Origin of the sequence: Novacetimonas hansenii (genome assembly GCF_014843995.1) — a bacterium.
Taxonomy (GTDB): Bacteria; Pseudomonadota; Alphaproteobacteria; order Acetobacterales; family Acetobacteraceae; genus Novacetimonas; species Novacetimonas hansenii.
Genome location: NZ_CP062147.1, coordinates 901,807 through 918,324, shown reverse-complemented (window position 1 = coordinate 918,324; position 16,518 = coordinate 901,807). Strand labels below are relative to the sequence as shown.

Genomic DNA, 16,518 nt, shown 5'->3' with positions numbered 1-16,518 from the left:
CGGCATGGCGCAACGGGGCATCCCCACGCGCCATGCCGCGCCAGACCGGCCCGCATGGGCCGCGCAGGCCGGGCCGGGGATGACCCGTGTTGCCCCGGCCGCCCCGGCACGGCGGATGCGTAACACCATGACCTGCCCTGTCGTGGCCTGCCGCGTCATTTCGTGCCGCATCGTGTAACATGTTCCCGTTTCGCGTGGGATCAAACCCACCCCACACCAAGGACCAGATGTGTCATGGCTGACGCTCTTCCCACCTCCCCGCTTGCACGGCCATTCCCCGAACTGAAGCCCATGGCCGGCGTCCGCTTTGGCGCCACGGCGGCGGGCATCCGCTATGCGGGGCGTACGGACCTTGTCATGGCCGAATTCACGCCCGGCACGACGGTCGCGGGTGTCTTTACACGCAGCAAGTGCCCCGGTGCGCCGGTGGACTGGTGCCGCGCCGCACTGGCCGGTGGGGTGGCGCGCGCGCTGGTGGTGAATGCGGGCAACGCGAATGTCTTTACCGGTCGCGCGGGGTACGAGGCGACACAGGCCAACGCCGCCGACGCCGCGCGCCTGACCCAATGCGCGGCAAGTGAGGTCTTCCTTGCCTCCACCGGCGTGATTGGCGAGGTCCTGCCCTATCGCAAGATCAGCGACGCGCTGCCGGGCCTGTATGCGACACTGTCGGATGACGGGTGGGAAGGCGCCGCGCGCGGGATCATGACCACCGATACCTTCCCCAAGGGCGCGGTGCGTGAAACCACGATCGCGGGCACCACCGTGCGCATCCAGGGCATCGCCAAGGGCAGCGGCATGATCGCCCCGGACATGGCGACGATGCTGGCGTTCATCGCGACTGATGCCGCCCTTCCGGCGCCGGTGCTTCAGGCGTTGCTATCGCGCGGGACGGAAAAGAGCTTTAATTGCACCACGGTTGATTCCGATACATCGACCTCGGACATGGTGCTTTTGTTCGCGACGGGCCGGGCGGGCAATCCCGCCATCACGGATGCCCATGACCCCGCCCTTGCGGACTTCATACAGGCACTCGACTCCCTGTTACTGGAACTCGCGCTGCTGGTGGTACGTGATGGCGAAGGCGCGACGAAGATGATGCATATCCGCGTCACCGGCGCGACATCCGACGAATCGGCCAAGCGCGTGGCAATGGCCATCGCCAATTCCCCGCTGGTGAAAACCGCGATCGCGGGGGAGGACGCGAACTGGGGCCGTGTCGTCATGGCTGTGGGCAAAAGTGGGGAACCCGCCAATCGCGACACGCTGTCGGTTGGGATCGGCGGCACATGGATCGCGCGCAACGGCACCGTGGTCGCGGGATATGATGAAACGCCGGTCGTCGCCCACATGAAGGGGCAGGAGATCGAAATCGACGTGGACCTCGGCCTGGCCAACGGCATCGGGCAGGCATGGACATGCGACCTGACGCATGGCTACATCGACATCAACGGCTCCTACCGCAGCTAGAGGCAGATCCTGTTTGAATGCGTGCATTCAAACAGGTCAAGATGCTCGTAAAAACCATAAACCGGAGCATTTTCACCGAACCGGTTTTCGGGGGAAATGCTTCAGCGGCACATTCGCCACGCCCCGGCATCGGGCCGGAACCACGTGCGGACGGGCGACAGGGGGTTCGCGCCCGTATGCCGCCGGACGCTTTTTTCCGTTTCCGTTCCGCCCCATCCGGTGGCATTGCTGTTACATCCCCTTTCGCGGGCACACACCGGTCCAATTCAGCAGGAACGCGCAGCCGATGTCCGATCAGTTTTTTCAGCCCGTCCCCTCACGCCCCTTTCAGGAGGTCTGGACCTATGCCGGGTTCTGGATGCGGGTCGTGGCGCATCTGGTGGATTCGATCCTTGTATGGGTCGGGCTGATGCTGCTGGGCGCCATCATTTCGCCCAGTGTCTCGATCACCATTTTTGACAAGCAGCCAGGCGGCGGTGGCGGCGATTACAGCGTGTCGTACATCCAGCCCGCCGATTACATGATCATGTCGAACACGCCGCACATCCACTGGCATGGCCATGGCGCGCTGGAGATGGCGTGGCTGGTGCTGCCCGCGCTGTATTACATCCTGTTCGAAAGTTCCCGCCTGCAGGCGACGCCGGGCAAGCTACTGTGCCGCATGCGGGTGACGGACCTGCACGGGAACCGGATCGACGCCCTGCGCGCGACCGGGCGGTACCTGGGGAAATACCTGTCGTTCCTGATATTCGGGATTGGCTTCCTGATGGTGGCATGGACCCGGCGCAAACAGGGGCTGCATGATATCCTGGCCGGCACCTTCGTCATCCGCCGCGAGCTGGAGGCCGAGGCCCCGCCCTTTCCGCCAGCGTAACCAGCCCCCCCGCAACAGGACAGGGGATAAGGAAAACCGCCGACCTATTAGAGAGTGTTTGAAAACAACTCATTGATAAAAAAGGAAAAGTTTTGGGGTGCCGCCTTTCGATCGAAACAGGCGGCGTCTTCTGAAGCTTTTTGGAAAAAGCTTCACCAAAAACTTTTATGATTTCAGGATGTTATTGATCCTGACTTTTCAAACAGTCTCTCAAGGCTTCCGGACGGGGGGGCCAGCAGCCCAGCACCGGCATTGCCCTTCCGCCACAAGGCCCGTGGATTTGGGCGCATGACAGTGACAAATCATGAAAACAGCGTCGCGGACGGCAACTGTTCTACCCTGTTTTCGTTATAGTCCTTTATACTTTGAAATCCCGCGATTTTTCGGCCCGACTCCTACGGGCCGTAATCCTTGAGACCGTCCCCGCCCCCCGTGATGCACACGTGGACGGCGCGATACAGGAGGTGACCAGAGGCATGCCCGCCGTTTCCATGACCGTTTCCCGATCCCCGCACCGTTTCAGGGCAGGGGCATGCCTTGCGCTGTTCTTTTCCTTTCTGGCACTGTTTGCATCCCTGCACGGTGCCCGCGCCGATACCGCCCCACAGGGGCAGATGACGTCACAACAGGCGCAGCAGGTGCTGTCGGTCATGAATGACCCGCAAAAGCGCGCCGAATTCACCAAGACGCTGGAAGCGATCTCCAAGGGATTACCCGCCCCGGCAACCCCGGCCAAGGCCACGTCTTCGGACGTGTCGCTTGAACCTGACAGCATCAGCAGCGAATTCCTTGATGAACTGTCGCATGCGCGTGATGTGGCCCTGCGCCAGACACAGAACTTCATGGCATTGTTCAAGGATCTCGCCTTTGTCGGGCACTGGGTGCATTCGACGCTGAGCAATGCGGAATCGCGCCAGATCCTGATTGATTCGACCGGTCGCGCGACGCTGATCGTCCTGTTCGCCATGCTGGCGGAACATGGGTTCTCCCTGTTGCTGCGTAAGCCACTGGCGGCGGTGACGGCGCGCGCCGTGGCGATGGAAACACGCCTGAACCAGCGTGTCCGCGCGGCGGATGAACAGCAGGACGTGCAGGCCACCGCCACCCTGTCTGCCGACGGGACCAAGGAAACCGCGGACGAACGCGCGACTGAACAGGCCCGGCAACAGGATGACAAACAACAGCACGAGACGCTGCGCATCATCGCGCGCATCCCGTTTTCCATCCTGCACCTGCTGATCAAGCTGCTGCCGGTGGCGCTGTTCCTTGGGCTGGCCTATGGCGGGTCGGCGCTGCTGACCTCCACCCACCAGGCGGAGATGGTGACGCTGACGCTGACGAATGCCTATGTCATCGCGCGCGCGCTGTACCTGCTGCTGGAAATGGTGTTCGTGCCACGTTCGCCCACCATCCGCCTGTGTACCGCAAGCGATGGCACCGCGCGCATGGTCACGCGGTGGTGGAACTTCCTTGTCGCCGCGCCATCTCTGGTGATCTGCCTGTCCACGCTGGGCGGGGTGTTCGACATGCCGGCACGCGGGACAGAGGCAATCATCCGCGCCGTCGTCCTGATTGAACATATCCTTGTTGCGGTCTTCATCTGGCGCATCCGCAGACATGTGGCCGAGGCCCTGCAGCCGCCCGCGCGTTTCCAGGACAAACCATTCTGGGTCTTTGTCGGCCGGATGGTCCATTTCTGGTGGATCCTGGCGATGTTCTTTGACTTCGCGCTGTGGCTGGTCTGGGCGACGCAGGTGCGTGGCGGCTATACCTGGATCCTGCGCACGCTGTCGCTGACGATCGTGGTCATCCTGCTTGCGCGCCTGTTCGCGATCCTTGCCTTCGGCCTGCAGAACAAGCTGTTCCAGATCTCGCCCCTGACGGAAGAGCGCTATCCCGGCCTTCAGGCGCGCATGGATTATTACTATCCCTATGCGCGGCGGGCCCTTTTGTTCCTGCTCAGCTTCCTGACCATCATCTGCCTGCTGCAATCGTGGGGGCTGCCGGCCTTCGCCTTCTTCCTGCATGGTACGCTGGGAACGAAGATCATCGGCGCGATCCTGACGGTGATGGTGGCCTATACCGTGGCCATCGTGGTGTGGGAGGCCGCGAACGCGGCGCTGCAGAACCAGATCAACCGCTTTGAAACATCTGAACAGGCCTCACGCGCCAGCCGCCTGCGCACGGTCCTGCCGATCATCCGCACGGTGCTGCTGACATTCATCATCGTCATCGTCACCGTCACCACCCTGTCGCAGATTGGCATCAACGTCGCCCCCCTGCTGACGGGTGCGGGGATCATGGGCGCCGCCGTGGCCTTTGGCGCGCAGAGCCTGGTCAAGGACTTCATCACCGGCTTCTTCATGCTGGTGGAAAATGCGATGCAGGTGGGCGACTGGGTCACGGCGGGGTCTGTGTCGGGCACGGTCGAACATCTGTCGATCCGCACGCTGCGGCTGCGTTCGGTCAATGGCGACCTGCATATCATCCCGTTCTCCTCGGTCACGTCGATCGCGAACACCTCGCGCGATTATAACCTTGTCGTGGTGGACTTCATGCTGGACCTGAGCGAGGACCCCACCCGTGTCGCCGCAATCCTGCATGACGAACTGGCGCTGATGCGCAAGGACCCGAAGTTCGCGCCACTGATCAAGTCCGACTTCTCCTTCCTTGGTGTGGAGCAGGCGGATGGCAACGGGGCGAAATTCCTGGGCTCGGTCCGCACGACGCCGGGATCGAAGTGGAAGGTGTATCGTGAATATTATCGCCGCCTGACCACGCGTATGGTCAAGGAAGCAGTGAAGTTCCCGATCCCCACCAGCGTCAGCATGCTGCGTAACGTGCCGGGGACAGATGGGCTGGACATCAATGGCAGCGGCAGCATGCACATGGTGTTTCCCCCCAATGTCGCGCAGGTGACACCGGCGGCGGATGTGGCGCATGATGCCCCCCCATCCCCCAACGGCGACGCCCCTGCGGCGGGCCAGAGTCCAAAGGCGCACGAATGACCATCCCCCCCGATCCGGACCCGACACTGGCCGCCATGGAGGCCCCCCTGCGCACGCAGGGGTTCGCCTTTGTCGGGGCGGAACGGATGCATGCGGAACTTGTGCAGTATGGCCTGCGGGAATGGGAGGATTTTGCCGCAAGCTGGAACCGGCTGGGGCTGGACCGTTACATGGCCGATGGCGGGCGTTACCGCCGCCGCCGCCATGCCACGTTCGCGGTGGGGGCGGACGGCATACGACGCAAGAAACACCAGCCCCATTACCAGAGCCGCGATTACAACGAACTCAATGGCGGGATCGAACGCTGGTTCCGCGCGGTGGAGCCTGATATCGGCGACCATCCGGCGATGCAGGCGATCCTGCGCCTGATGTACCGCATCATGACCGACCTGACACAGCCCGAACGCAGGCCGGAAGGCTGGCACGCGGAAATCCACCAGTTCCGCATCGAGGCCCTGCCCGAACAACCCGGCCACCCCACGCCCGAGGGCCTGCATCGCGACGGCGTGGACTGGGTGCTGGTGCTGATGGTGCGGCGTGAAAATGTCATGTCGGGGGAAACCACCATCCATGACCTGCAACGCCGCCAGGTCGGCACATTCATGCTGGACCAGCCGCTTGACGCCGCGATTGTCGATGACAACCGTGTCTATCACGGGGTAACGGCGGTCCGCCCGATCGACCCGTCCCGCCCGGCCTATCGCGACGTACTGGTCGTCACCTTCCGCCACCAATGATCTCCCCACCCCGCCGCCCGGACGATGCGGCGACCGGGTTGGCAAGCACAACGGACGCCAGAACGCCGCAAAGGGACGCGACAGCGGCAAGAACCGGCGGGGCGATGAGGGACGGGGCGATGACGGACGGCGCCGCCGGGACATGGCGCCGCTTCGCCCGCTTATTGCTGGTCACGGTGCTGGTGGCGGGTGGGCTGCTTTATGGTTTCATCGTCACGGTGGACCCGTGGGACATGCTGCCGCTGTCACCGCGCCTGCCGCGCATCCCCATCAGCACCAATACCCGCTTCAGCTTGCCCGCATTGGCCCGTGGGACGGGTTTCGATTCCGTCATGCTCGGCACCTCCACCAGCCGCCTGATGCAGCCAGCCGTGCTGGACCATGCGTTGGGTGCGCATTTCCTGCAACTTGGCATGAACAGCGCGAGCGCATGGGAACAGGCGCGGCTGCTGTCATTATTCATGCGCCACCACCCTGCCCCGCGCGTGGTCATGATCGACATCGACGCCGCATGGTGCCGCAACCGGCCAGGCAACCTGACCGGCCCCAACCGCCCATGGCCGGAATGGATGTATGGCGGGTCGCCATGGGCGGGATACCTGCACATGGCCAACCTGTATGCCCTGCAGGAAGCGGCAAACCAGTTCCTGTGGCTGGTGGGGGTCAAGGCGCAGCGTTTTGGCTCTGACGGCTATACCAGCTTCGTCCCGCCCGATGCACGATATGACCGCGCCCGCGTGGATCGTGCATTCGCCGCATGGACACCGCCCGACCCCACGCCCGCACCCGCCGGTGCGGAGCATGTCGCACCCGACAGCCTGCCGCTGTTGCGCACCATGCTGTCGGGCCTGCCGATGGGGACACGCCGGCTTTTGTGGTTTCCCCCTGCCTCCGCCTTCCTGCATGGCCCGCCAGGCAGCCGCAGCAGGATGCGTGCGCTGGCCTGCCGCCGGGCCGTCACCGCCATGGCGGCGGACATGGCCGACACGCTGGTGGTGGATTTCGATATCCCCGGCCCGATCGTCGATGATCGTGACAGTTTCTGGGACCCCCTGCATTACCGGCTGTCGGTGGCGCAGCGGATAATGGGCGACCTTGGGCATATCGCGGGGGGAGGAGATGGGGGAACAGACGCGCATGTCCTTTTGCGCAACGGATGGTCCGTGCTCTGAATACGGGCATTGCCCAATATGCTCCCGCCTGAAATGCACAAGCCATGCGCTGTGCTCACCATTCCGTCGCGGCAGCAGGCCTTGTGCATGGCCGGTCATCTGGTATGGGAAAGGAACGCCCCCGCGAACATGCGCCCGGTGCGCCGTGCCGCCCCCGCCATGGGACGCGGCACCCGGCGCATGACAGCGCCGGTCCGTTGTACGCGCGGCGTTCCCTGCGTGTCCTGCCCATTGCCGTGGCAGGCACGGCCCTGAGGTTGGAGAGGCTGGTGAACACGTCCGTCAATGGTGCGCCGCAATGGCATCTGCAGGCCGAGGCGAACCGGACCCTGATCACATTGTCCGGCGAATGGATCGCGCAGACCGGCACCACACCCGACTTTCCCAATAATGGCCTTGCCCCCGCAACAAAGGGCAAGCCGCTGGAATTTTCCACCGACGGGCTGGGGCGGTGGGACACATCGCTCATCAGCTTCCTGTGGGAACTCAAGCGTGATGCGCGGCAGGCCGATCTGAGCGTCAGTGCCGAGACCCTGCCGGATTCCGCGCGCAAACTGCTCGATCTCCTGCCGGAAATCCCGCCCGACGCGCATGCGCCGCCGCCCCACCATTTCGCGCCCGTCACGGCGGTGGGGCAATTCACGCTCGATACCCTCAATGAAATCGGCTGCGTCAGTGAAATGGGCGTCGCCACGGCGAAAGGTGGGCTTGCCGCGCTGCTGGGCAAGGGCATGATGCGCACGATCGACCTGATGTCGGACGTGCGCGCGGCGGGACCGACGGCGCTGGTGATCGTGGGCGTGGTCAATTTCCTTGTCGGCGCGATCCTTGCCTTTGTCGGCGCGGTGCAGTTGCATAAATTCGCGGCCGACATCTATGTCGCAAGTCTGGTTGGAATCGCGATGGTGCGCGAAATGTCCGCCGTCATGACCGCGATCATCATGGCCGGGCGCACCGGTGGTGCCTATGCCGCGCGGATTTCAACCATGCAGGGGAACGAGGAAATCGACGCCCTGACGGTGTTCGGCATCCCGGTCGCAAGCTACCTTATCCTGCCATCCGTGCTTGCGCTCATACTGACGATGCCTCTGCTTTACCTGTATGGCTGCCTGATTGGCATGTTCGGCGGATTTTTCGTGTCGTACATCATGCTGAACGTCACGCCGTTGGGCTATTTTCACGAGACACTTTATGCCGTCGCCCTGTCGCAGTTCGTGTTCGGCTTTATCAAAAGTATCGTATTCGGCGGGTTCATCGGCCTGACAAGCTGCCGTATCGGCCTGAAGGCCGGACGCAGCGCCGCCGACGTGGGCATCGCCGCGACGCGCGCGGTGGTCGTGGGCATCGTGGGCGTGATCGCCATCGACGCCATATTCGCCGTCATCGCCAACGTGCTGGATATCTGACCCGATGAATGCAGACACATCCCACCCCGATACATCCCACCCCGGTACATCCCACCCTGCCGCAGCCCACGACGCCGACAGCGCGCAGGCGATGATGTCGGTGCGTGGCGTCACGCTGGCGTTCGGGCCAAAGGTGATCCAGCACGACATTTCCTTTGACGTGAAGCGCGGCAGCATTTTCGCCGTCATGGGCGGCTCTGGCTGTGGCAAGAGCACGCTGCTCAAGAGCATGATCGGCCTGCTGCGTCCCACGCAGGGGGAATATCTGGTCGGCACGGACAATTACTGGGCCGGCACGGATGAGGACAGGGTGCGCATCGGCCGCCGCTTTGGCGTCCTGTTCCAAAGCGGCGCGTTGTGGAGTTCGATGACGGTGGGGCAGAATGTGGCGCTGCCGATGCAGATGTTCACCTCGCTCAGACCCCATGTGATCCGACAGCTTGTCGAGCTCAAGCTCGGGCTGGTGGGGATGCTGCATGCCATTGACCAGTTCCCCTCCGAACTCAGTGGCGGGATGAAAAAGCGCGCGGGCCTGGCGCGCGCCATGTCGCTTGATCCTGATATCCTGTTCTTTGATGAACCCTCTGCCGGGCTGGACCCGATCACCTCCGCCCGGCTGGATGAACTGATCCTCAACCTGCGTGACGGGCTGGGGGCCACGATCGTGCTGGTCAGCCATGAACTGTCCAGCCTGTTTGCGATCGCGGATGACGGCATCTTCCTCGACCCCGAATCCAAGACAGCCATCGCCCACGGTTCGCCCACATGGATGCGCGATCATTGCGACAATCCGATGGTCCATGCCTTCATGCACCGTGAACGTACCGATTCCTCCAGCCACGGGGACAAATAGGGGCCATGCCCGCCAGACAGACAGTCATTGGCGCACTGGTGCTTGGCGCGGCCTTTGTCGGGGGGATAAGCCTGCTGGCGCGCGGGGATATCCCGTTTCTTCATCCCATGCGTGAAGCTGTGGTGGTGTTCGAGGATTCGACGGCGGGACTTGATGTCGGCTCCCCGGTCAATTTCCGTGGCATCCCCGTCGGGGCGGTGCAAAATATCGAAATCACCGTCAAACCGCAGATCAAACGCACCTATACCTTCGTAAAGATCGGGTTTTCCCCCCGGCAGGTGCCCGGTGGCGCGGACCTGCCCGACATTCCCACGCTGGTGGCCGATGGCATGCGCGCGGACATGGTGCTGCACAGTTTCGTGACGGGACAGTCGGAAATCGACCTCGACTTCTCCCCCAACACGCCTGCGCGGCTGCATCAGGACATTCCCGCCTCCCTGCCTGAAATCCCGGTGGGCCAGACCACCTTGCAACAGCTCAAGGGGGAGCTGGGCGCGCCGACGATGGAAAAGCTCCAGCATGACATCCGTACGACGGTGGCAAGCATCCGGCAGCTTGCCACCGACCTGCACCGCGACGTGCCGCCAATGATCGACAGCATCCGCCAGACATCGGCACACAGCCATGTCGCGGTGGTCAGCATCCGCACGGCCCTTGCCGATGCTCAGGCGCGCGCGGCCGTCACCCTGACGGACATGGACCGGATGATGGCCACCGGTGGCCGCGAGATGGACGCCCGGCGCGAGGAACTGCGCCAGTTGATCGCACAGGCGCGACTGACGCTGACGCAGGCGCACGAGACCATGGTGGGGGTGCAGCAGTTGACATCGCCCCAATCCCCCGATCAGGTCCATCTTGCCGATATGACACGTGACGTGACCGCCGCCGCCTATGGGTTGCGCGGGTTCGCCAACGAAGTTGAAAGTAACCCGCAACTCCTGCTGATGGGACGCAGCCAATGATCTCGTGCCTGCCTGTTTTCCTTTCCCGCCATATGGCCACATGCCGCGCCATGGGCGGGCTGGTCATTTCGGCCTCGCTGCTTGCGGCGTGCTCCTCCGCCCCGGTGAAGTTCTATACGCTGGGCGCATCCGCCATCGCGACCGGCGCAACCTCGCCAAGCGGCAGCGTCTCTGCCGTGACCGACACCACCCCTGTCATTCAGGTGCAACAGGCACGTATCCCCGACTATCTTGACGGGCAGGACATTCTGGTGCGTGACGGCCATGAAATCGAACGCAGCCCGCTTGGCCGTTGGGCAAGCCGCCTGTCGGTGGGGGTGACGGACCTGGTCACAGCGCGGCTGGCGCAGAAATGGCCCGAACGTTTCGTAACCGACCAGCCACAGCCGACGCCCGCATCATGGCGTCTGGCGATCAATATCAGCCGCCTTGATGTCAGCCGTAACGGGGCCGCCGCGCTGAATGCGGACTGGGCCATCATCCCGCAGGACCTGCACCAGCCCATCACGCGCAACCGCACGCATATCGAGGTCGCAGGCGGCACCACCACCAATAACCACGTGGCCGAAATTACGGAATCGCTGCTGAACCAGCTCAGTGACAGGATCGCGGCAAGCTGGCCGCAGGTCACGACGCCGGTGCCCCATGCGCCCCATACCCATCATTGATGGGGACTGTTTCAAAGGAAAGACCCGGCAACCCATTGGAATAATAATGGTTTTGGGCGAAATTATCCCAGATTAAAGACAACGTCCCGAAACATGTGCCATTTCTTCCCAATGGGTTGCTTTCAAATCGCCTTCTGGAAAAGGTAAAAGTCCCGGGGGATGCTTTTCCCACACAGTACTGCCCGTGTGACGTTTCCAAAAAATCTTTGCCCGGAACACTATAATCCCGTGGGCTGTTAGAGACTGTTTGAAAAGTAAGTCTCAATAACATCCTGAAATCATAAAGGTTTTTGGTGAAGCTTTTTCCAAAAAGCTTCGAAAGACGCCGCTTTTTAAAAAAAAGGCAGCACCCAAAAACTTTTCGTGTTTTTTATCAGTGAGTTGTTTTCAAACGCTCTCTTAACCCTGCGTTGCAAACCGCGCCTGAAGCGGATGCGCCTTCCGCCACCATGGCCTGGCGGCCATCATCGCAGGCGTTTCGAAGCAGCGTCTTTTGACGTTTTGCAGGACAGGATTTCCTGAGAAATATCTATTTCTCAATATTCTGGTGAAGATCACCTTCCCCCAGAGGGGAAAAGCGCGGCGCGCCATCGACCTGTTCCATCCACATATCCAGCGGACGGACCCAGTAATCGCCCCGCGCCTCGCTGCGGTAGGTGACGAGCCATTCTTCCGTCTCGCTGTGGCGACCGACACAGATGACGGTATAAAGCCCGCCCTTGTAATGCCGGTAAGGCCCCGGCCGGGGATGGGAGGGTGCAACCATTTTCATCCTGTCTCCTTCATTGCATCATGAAACGGGCGGTCCATGCCCTTGGCCGGGCTGCCCCTTCATGACCTGAACACGGAGATATCCGCCGCATGTTCCGCCCGTCCAGCCCCTGCCTGCCCCCTTCCGCCCCACGCACCGGCCAGTGGCGTTGCGCATTGCGGGGCCTACGGGCCGTAATGGTGGCGATGGCCGTGTGCCCATGGCCCATCATGGGCGCGCATGCCGGGCCGGATCGCGGGGCGACGGTCATACTGGCACAGCATCCGGGAACGGAACTCGACCGGCAGGCCCATCTGCTGCAGGCACAGGATCTGGGGGATGCACATGCCCGTGGCGAACATCCCGTCGTCCTGACGGCATCGGGCCCCCTGTCGGACCATCCGGGGGACATGGCCCTGTTCGTACAGTTACAATCACCCAGCCTGTGCGGGTCCGCCGGCTGTTCCACGTCCGTTTTCCTGCGCCGGGGCACGCGCTGGACGCAGGTTCTCGATTCGCTCAGCGGTCCGGTAAGGATCATGCCACAGGCACATGGCGGCATGCATGATCTGGTGGTCGATGACGGCGATCGCTGGATCTGGAACGGGACAACCTATGCCGACACGCAGGCGACATCGGCCCCGTCCGCAACGGCGCAATAACGCATAAACAGATTTTATCGGAAGATATCATGGAGCGGGTGAAGGGAATCGAACCCTCGTATGCAGCTTGGGAAGCTGCCGTTCTACCATTGAACTACACCCGCTTGCTGCCCCTCCTATAGCGGAGGGGAAGGCCCAATGCAATCGTTCCCACGGACCTGCGTGCGACAGGGCCGCTGCCCACCCCCGACAGTTGACGAGCGTGGGTACAATCCGCAATAACCATGCCTGTTTCCGCACCCGGCCACGGGGCGGGGCCCTCGTGATTTGATTCGGCCGGCTTGCGGCGAGGTTAAACAGACGCGCTAAAGAGGCCTGATGCCGCCACAAGGCGCTGGTGTCATGGTTTCCACGGTCGGACGATTCATTGCCGAAGGAAGCTCTGTCCCGGATATTCCTGCCCTTTTCTTCCGGTCCGGGCCTTTGCCTTTCGGTGTTTCTGACGATTTTCTGGTTTGGGAATCCTGACGATCATGACTGAGAACTCCACCCCTTCAGAATGGCGCGCAGCCACCCGCCTGCTTCACGCGGGCGAGGAACGCACCCCCTATGGTGAAACGAGCGAGGCGCTGTTCCTGACGTCGGGCTTTGTCTATGACAACGCCGAACAGGCAGAGGCAACCTTTCTTGGGGATGTGGCGCATTACCAGTACAGCCGCATCACCAACCCCACCGTAACCGCGCTGGAACGCCGCCTTGCAGTGCTGGAAGGCGCAGAAGACTGCGTCACCACCTCCACCGGGATGGGGGCGGTCTCCTCCGCGCTGCTGGCACAGGTGCGGGCGGGTGAACGGGTTGTCGCCTCACGCGCGCTGTTTGGGTCATGCCACTGGATCGTTGCCGAACTGCTGCCGCGTTACGGGGTGGAAACGGTATTTGTCGATGGCGCGGACCACGCCGCCTGGGCCGAAGCCCTGTCAAAGCCGACAAGTGCCGTACTGCTCGAAAGCCCGTCGAACCCGATGCTCGACATCGTGGATATCCGCGCCATCTGTAACCTTGCGCACAAGGCCGGGGCGCTGGTGGTGGTCGATAACGTCTTTGCCACCCCGCTCTATCAAAAGCCGCTGGAACTGGGTGCGGATATCGTTGTCTATTCATGCACCAAACATATCGACGGGCAGGGCCGCACCCTGGGTGGCGCGGTGCTGGGGCGCAAGGAATGGCTTGATGACGTGCTGCGCCCGTTCGTGCGCAATACCGGCAATACGCTGTCGCCGTTCAATGCGTGGGTCATGCTCAAGAGCATGGAGACATTGTCGCTGCGCGTTGACGCCATGACGGCAAATGCAGGCAAGGTCGCAGACTTCCTCGCCTCTGCCCCGCAGATCCTGCGGGTGTTCTATCCCGGTCGCACCGATCACCCGCAACACGCACTCGCCATGCAGCAGATGAGCGCGGGTTCCACCCTGGTCGCGTTCGAAGTCGCGGGCGGCAAGGAAGGCGCCTTTGCCTTCATGAACGCGCTGCGCCTGATCAGCATTTCCAACAACCTTGGCGATGCCCGTTCACTGGTGACACATCCCGCCACCACCACGCACATGAAAATCGGGCCAGAGGAACGCGCGCGTCTGGGCATTACCGATGGCGTGATCCGCTTTTCCGTCGGACTGGAAGATGCGGAGGACCTGATTGACGACCTGCGTCGCGGCCTGAGCGCCGTCGCCGCGCGCTGATCCACAGCCCGGAGCACCTTATGGCCAATAAGAACAAGCCGTACCCCCCGCCCCCTGGACATGACCCCGAATCCGCCCTTGCAAGCGCCATCGAGAACACCCCGTGTTACGAGGCACGCACCGGTGACGTGCGGGTGCTGGTGCAGACATTCTGGCTGGATGACCAGTCGGAACCGGAGGAGCGACGGTTTGTCTGGGCCTATCGCATCCGGGTGGAAAACCATGGCGACAGTGCGATCCAGCTTTTGCGGCGCAGCTGGCATATTACCGACGGGCAGGGCCGGGTGGAGCATGTGCAGGGCGACGGGGTCGTGGGGGAACAGCCCGTGATCGACGCGGATGGCTGTTTTGAGTACATGTCCGGCGCCGCGCTGGAAACGCCGACGGGGTTCATGGGGGGAACCTATCACATGGTTCAGCCCGGAACGCGGGAACATTTCGACGTCAGCATTCCTTCCTTCAGCCTCGACAGCCCGCACCACCCCGCCATCTTCCATTAATCCCGCGCCTTCCGTCGCCCGTGCGCGGACGGGCGTGGCCTGCAAAAACAAGACAGAACAGCAATGACCCCCACCGATTCCGCCCCATTGCCCCCCCCCACGCGAGAAGAGGCCGAAGACGCCGTGCGCACGCTCCTGCGCTGGGCGGGTGAAGACCCCCGGCGCGAAGGGCTGCATGACACGCCCTCACGCGTGGTGCGTTCGTATGAGGAATTCTTCTGCGGTTATGCCGAAGACCCGGTCGACCTCCTGACCCGTACTTTTTCCGAGGTCGAGGATTATGACGAGATGGTGTTGCTGCGCGACATCCGGTTCGAAAGCCATTGTGAACACCATATGGTGCCGATTATCGGGGTGGCGCATGTCGCCTACCTGCCACGCAAGCGTGTGGTCGGCATTTCAAAGCTGGCGCGCGTGGTCGATGCCTATGCCAAGCGGTTCCAGATCCAGGAACGCCTGACCGCACAGATCGCCAATACCATCAACGATGTCCTGCAACCCCGCGGCGTGGGCGTGGTGATCGAGGCCTCGCACCAGTGCATGACCACACGTGGTGTGCATCGTCCCGGTGTTTCGATGGTCACCAGCCGGATGCTGGGCACATTCCGCAGCAATTCCGATACACGGCGGGAATTCCTGTCAATCCTGAACCGTCCCGGCGTCACGGGCGGGGTATAACCCGCCCCCGGTCAAGGGGAGGTAAAAGAGATCGTTTGAAAACAACCCATTGATAAAAAACAGGAAAAGTTTTTGGGTGTCGCCTTTTTTCAAAAAGGCGACGTCTTCTGAAGCTTTTTGGAAAAAGCTTCACCAAAAAAACTTTATAATTTCAGGATGTTATTGAGCCTGACTTTTCAAACAGCCTCTAAGACGACACCGCCTTTCGCGGGAAAATGCGGTGTCCATCCTTGTTGATGTTGGCTGTCGACAGGCGACATGGGCACCGCCCGCCTGCCCCTGTGCCGGTGCCGGTGCCGGTGCCGGTTCAGACCTCGACCCGGGCGCCCAGCACGGCGATGAACTGCGCCAGCCATGCCGGATGTGCGGGCCATGCGGGGGCTGTCACCAGCAGTCCATCGGTAATGGCCGCGTCAATCGCAATATCGGCAAATATCGCATCCGCCAGTTCGACATCGGGACGACAGGCGGGATAGGCCGAAACCTTCCGGCCCGAAATGATCCGTGCCGCCGCCAGCAACTGCGCCGCATGGCAGATCGCGGCAATCGGGCGATCCGCGAATGCACGCACCAGGTCAATCACCCGCGCATCCAGACGCAGATATTCCGGCGCACGACCACCGGGAATAATCAACCCGGCATAATCGGCATGCCGCACCTCGCTGAACGTGGCGGTCAGGGCGAAACGATGGCCGGGCTTTTCGCTGTAGGTCTGCGCACCCTCAAAATCATGAATGGCGGTCAGGACATGGTCGCCCTTTTCCTTGTCCGGGCAGACGGCATCGACCTGATAACCAAGCATGCCAAGCGCCTGATAGGGGACCATGACCTCATAGTCCTCTACATAATCACCAGCCAGGAGAAGGAGTTTTTTCGCCATTTCAGAAGCGTCTTTCCTTAAGAAACCGTTTCAAAACAATCTATTGGTGACAAAGAACACAACTGTCCGGGCGCTGATTTTTCCCAAAAGGCGACACATTATGTGCTGCGTTTTGAAAAAAGCGTCACCAAGGACGTTTGCGGGTTCGCAGCCATGCCATGGGCATTATGGGCTTCATGGTCCTGCCTGCGCCCACGCACACCGTCAGCCGTGCGCCGTGC

General features: G+C 62.1%; 16 protein-coding genes, 1 tRNA gene and 1 riboswitch. Of the genes, 14 read left to right on the top strand and 3 right to left on the bottom strand.

What is annotated here, in order from left to right; all coding sequences use genetic code 11:
* Positions 1–4 precede the first annotated feature (4 nt).
* The 10 genes from IFJ82_RS03925 to IFJ82_RS03880 all read left to right on the top strand — a co-directional run bounded on the left by IFJ82_RS03925 (position 5) and on the right by IFJ82_RS03880 (position 11,150).
* Positions 5–178 carry a hypothetical protein gene (locus IFJ82_RS03925; RefSeq protein ID WP_003622091.1) on the top strand — a complete coding sequence of 58 codons (174 nt, stop codon included), beginning with the start codon at positions 5–7 and terminating at the stop codon, positions 176–178.
* A 56-nt stretch (positions 179–234) separates the two neighbouring features.
* Positions 235–1,470: a bifunctional glutamate N-acetyltransferase/amino-acid acetyltransferase ArgJ gene (gene argJ, locus IFJ82_RS03920; protein ID WP_062809415.1), complete on the top strand. Its 1,236-nt coding sequence runs from the start codon at positions 235–237 to the stop codon at positions 1,468–1,470.
* Between the two features lie 286 nt (positions 1,471–1,756).
* On the top strand, positions 1,757–2,344 hold the full coding sequence (locus tag IFJ82_RS03915; RefSeq protein ID WP_192265671.1) for an RDD family protein: 588 nt from the start codon (positions 1,757–1,759) through the stop codon (positions 2,342–2,344).
* Between the two features lie 476 nt (positions 2,345–2,820).
* A complete protein-coding gene (locus tag IFJ82_RS03910; protein WP_192265669.1) occupies positions 2,821–5,352 on the top strand; it encodes a mechanosensitive ion channel family protein in 2,532 nt (843 codons plus the stop codon).
* Positions 5,349–6,089, top strand: coding sequence for a 2OG-Fe dioxygenase family protein (locus IFJ82_RS03905; RefSeq protein WP_192265660.1), 741 nt, complete (start codon positions 5,349–5,351; stop codon positions 6,087–6,089). The genes IFJ82_RS03910 and IFJ82_RS03905 overlap by 4 nt, the downstream gene beginning before the upstream one ends.
* A gap of 119 nt (positions 6,090–6,208) precedes the next feature.
* Positions 6,209–7,261: a hypothetical protein gene (locus tag IFJ82_RS03900; RefSeq protein WP_225578766.1), complete on the top strand. Its 1,053-nt coding sequence runs from the start codon at positions 6,209–6,211 to the stop codon at positions 7,259–7,261.
* Between the two features lie 269 nt (positions 7,262–7,530).
* Positions 7,531–8,667 carry an ABC transporter permease gene (locus tag IFJ82_RS03895; RefSeq protein ID WP_080545543.1) on the top strand — a complete coding sequence of 379 codons (1,137 nt, stop codon included), beginning with the start codon at positions 7,531–7,533 and terminating at the stop codon, positions 8,665–8,667.
* A gap of 91 nt (positions 8,668–8,758) precedes the next feature.
* On the top strand, positions 8,759–9,520 hold the full coding sequence (locus IFJ82_RS03890) for an ABC transporter ATP-binding protein (RefSeq protein ID WP_040512927.1): 762 nt from the start codon (positions 8,759–8,761) through the stop codon (positions 9,518–9,520).
* 5 nt (positions 9,521–9,525) lie between these two features.
* On the top strand, positions 9,526–10,482 hold the full coding sequence (locus IFJ82_RS03885; RefSeq protein WP_003622074.1) for an MlaD family protein: 957 nt from the start codon (positions 9,526–9,528) through the stop codon (positions 10,480–10,482).
* A complete protein-coding gene (locus tag IFJ82_RS03880; RefSeq protein ID WP_178388388.1) occupies positions 10,479–11,150 on the top strand; it encodes a PqiC family protein in 672 nt (223 codons plus the stop codon). The genes IFJ82_RS03885 and IFJ82_RS03880 overlap by 4 nt, the downstream gene beginning before the upstream one ends.
* 529 nt (positions 11,151–11,679) lie before the next feature.
* On the opposite strand, the gene IFJ82_RS03875 is transcribed toward IFJ82_RS03880, so the two are convergent.
* On the bottom strand, positions 11,680–11,922 hold the full coding sequence (locus IFJ82_RS03875) for a DUF1653 domain-containing protein (protein ID WP_192265658.1): 243 nt from the start codon (positions 11,920–11,922) through the stop codon (positions 11,680–11,682).
* Positions 11,923–12,011: 89 nt separating this feature from the next.
* Between IFJ82_RS03875 and IFJ82_RS03870 the strand changes: the two genes are divergently transcribed.
* The gene (locus tag IFJ82_RS03870) at positions 12,012–12,563 is read left to right on the top strand and encodes a hypothetical protein (RefSeq protein ID WP_225578765.1); all 552 of its coding nucleotides are present in this window, start codon (positions 12,012–12,014) and stop codon (positions 12,561–12,563) included.
* 30 nt (positions 12,564–12,593) lie between these two features.
* On the opposite strand, the gene IFJ82_RS03865 is transcribed toward IFJ82_RS03870, so the two are convergent.
* Positions 12,594–12,667 (bottom strand) — tRNA-Gly (locus IFJ82_RS03865).
* A gap of 145 nt (positions 12,668–12,812) precedes the next feature.
* A riboswitch (SAM riboswitch) is annotated at positions 12,813–12,893 on the top strand.
* Between the two features lie 143 nt (positions 12,894–13,036).
* Here IFJ82_RS03865 and metZ point away from each other — a divergent pair.
* The 3 genes from metZ to folE all read left to right on the top strand — a co-directional run bounded on the left by metZ (position 13,037) and on the right by folE (position 15,417).
* Positions 13,037–14,239, top strand: coding sequence for an O-succinylhomoserine sulfhydrylase (metZ, locus tag IFJ82_RS03860; protein ID WP_192265657.1), 1,203 nt, complete (start codon positions 13,037–13,039; stop codon positions 14,237–14,239).
* 89 nt (positions 14,240–14,328) lie between these two features.
* On the top strand, positions 14,329–14,739 hold the full coding sequence (apaG, locus tag IFJ82_RS03855; protein ID WP_040512924.1) for a Co2+/Mg2+ efflux protein ApaG: 411 nt from the start codon (positions 14,329–14,331) through the stop codon (positions 14,737–14,739).
* Between the two features lie 63 nt (positions 14,740–14,802).
* Entirely contained in the window at positions 14,803–15,417 is a 615-nt protein-coding gene (gene folE, locus IFJ82_RS03850; protein WP_003622062.1) for a GTP cyclohydrolase I FolE, read from the top strand.
* 307 nt (positions 15,418–15,724) lie between these two features.
* Here the strand turns inward: folE and IFJ82_RS03845 are convergent, their stop codons facing one another.
* A complete protein-coding gene (locus IFJ82_RS03845) occupies positions 15,725–16,297 on the bottom strand; it encodes a DJ-1/PfpI family protein (RefSeq protein ID WP_003622060.1) in 573 nt (190 codons plus the stop codon).
* Positions 16,298–16,518: the final 221 nt, after the last annotated feature.

Coding starts and splice junctions, on each gene's coding strand:
- IFJ82_RS03880 (WP_178388388.1), top strand. CDS start 10,479: ATGATCTCGTGCCTGCCTGTTTTCCTTTCCCGCCATATGGCCACATGC.
- metZ (WP_192265657.1), top strand. CDS start 13,037: ATGACTGAGAACTCCACCCCTTCAGAATGGCGCGCAGCCACCCGCCTG.
- IFJ82_RS03915 (WP_192265671.1), top strand. CDS start 1,757: ATGTCCGATCAGTTTTTTCAGCCCGTCCCCTCACGCCCCTTTCAGGAG.
- IFJ82_RS03845 (WP_003622060.1), bottom strand. CDS start 16,297: ATGGCGAAAAAACTCCTTCTCCTGGCTGGTGATTATGTAGAGGACTAT.
- IFJ82_RS03925 (WP_003622091.1), top strand. CDS start 5: ATGGCGCAACGGGGCATCCCCACGCGCCATGCCGCGCCAGACCGGCCC.
- IFJ82_RS03870 (WP_225578765.1), top strand. CDS start 12,012: ATGTTCCGCCCGTCCAGCCCCTGCCTGCCCCCTTCCGCCCCACGCACC.
- IFJ82_RS03875 (WP_192265658.1), bottom strand. CDS start 11,922: ATGAAAATGGTTGCACCCTCCCATCCCCGGCCGGGGCCTTACCGGCAT.
- IFJ82_RS03900 (WP_225578766.1), top strand. CDS start 6,209: ATGACGGACGGCGCCGCCGGGACATGGCGCCGCTTCGCCCGCTTATTG.
- IFJ82_RS03910 (WP_192265669.1), top strand. CDS start 2,821: ATGCCCGCCGTTTCCATGACCGTTTCCCGATCCCCGCACCGTTTCAGG.
- IFJ82_RS03905 (WP_192265660.1), top strand. CDS start 5,349: ATGACCATCCCCCCCGATCCGGACCCGACACTGGCCGCCATGGAGGCC.
- IFJ82_RS03890 (WP_040512927.1), top strand. CDS start 8,759: ATGATGTCGGTGCGTGGCGTCACGCTGGCGTTCGGGCCAAAGGTGATC.
- IFJ82_RS03885 (WP_003622074.1), top strand. CDS start 9,526: ATGCCCGCCAGACAGACAGTCATTGGCGCACTGGTGCTTGGCGCGGCC.
- folE (WP_003622062.1), top strand. CDS start 14,803: ATGACCCCCACCGATTCCGCCCCATTGCCCCCCCCCACGCGAGAAGAG.
- argJ (WP_062809415.1), top strand. CDS start 235: ATGGCTGACGCTCTTCCCACCTCCCCGCTTGCACGGCCATTCCCCGAA.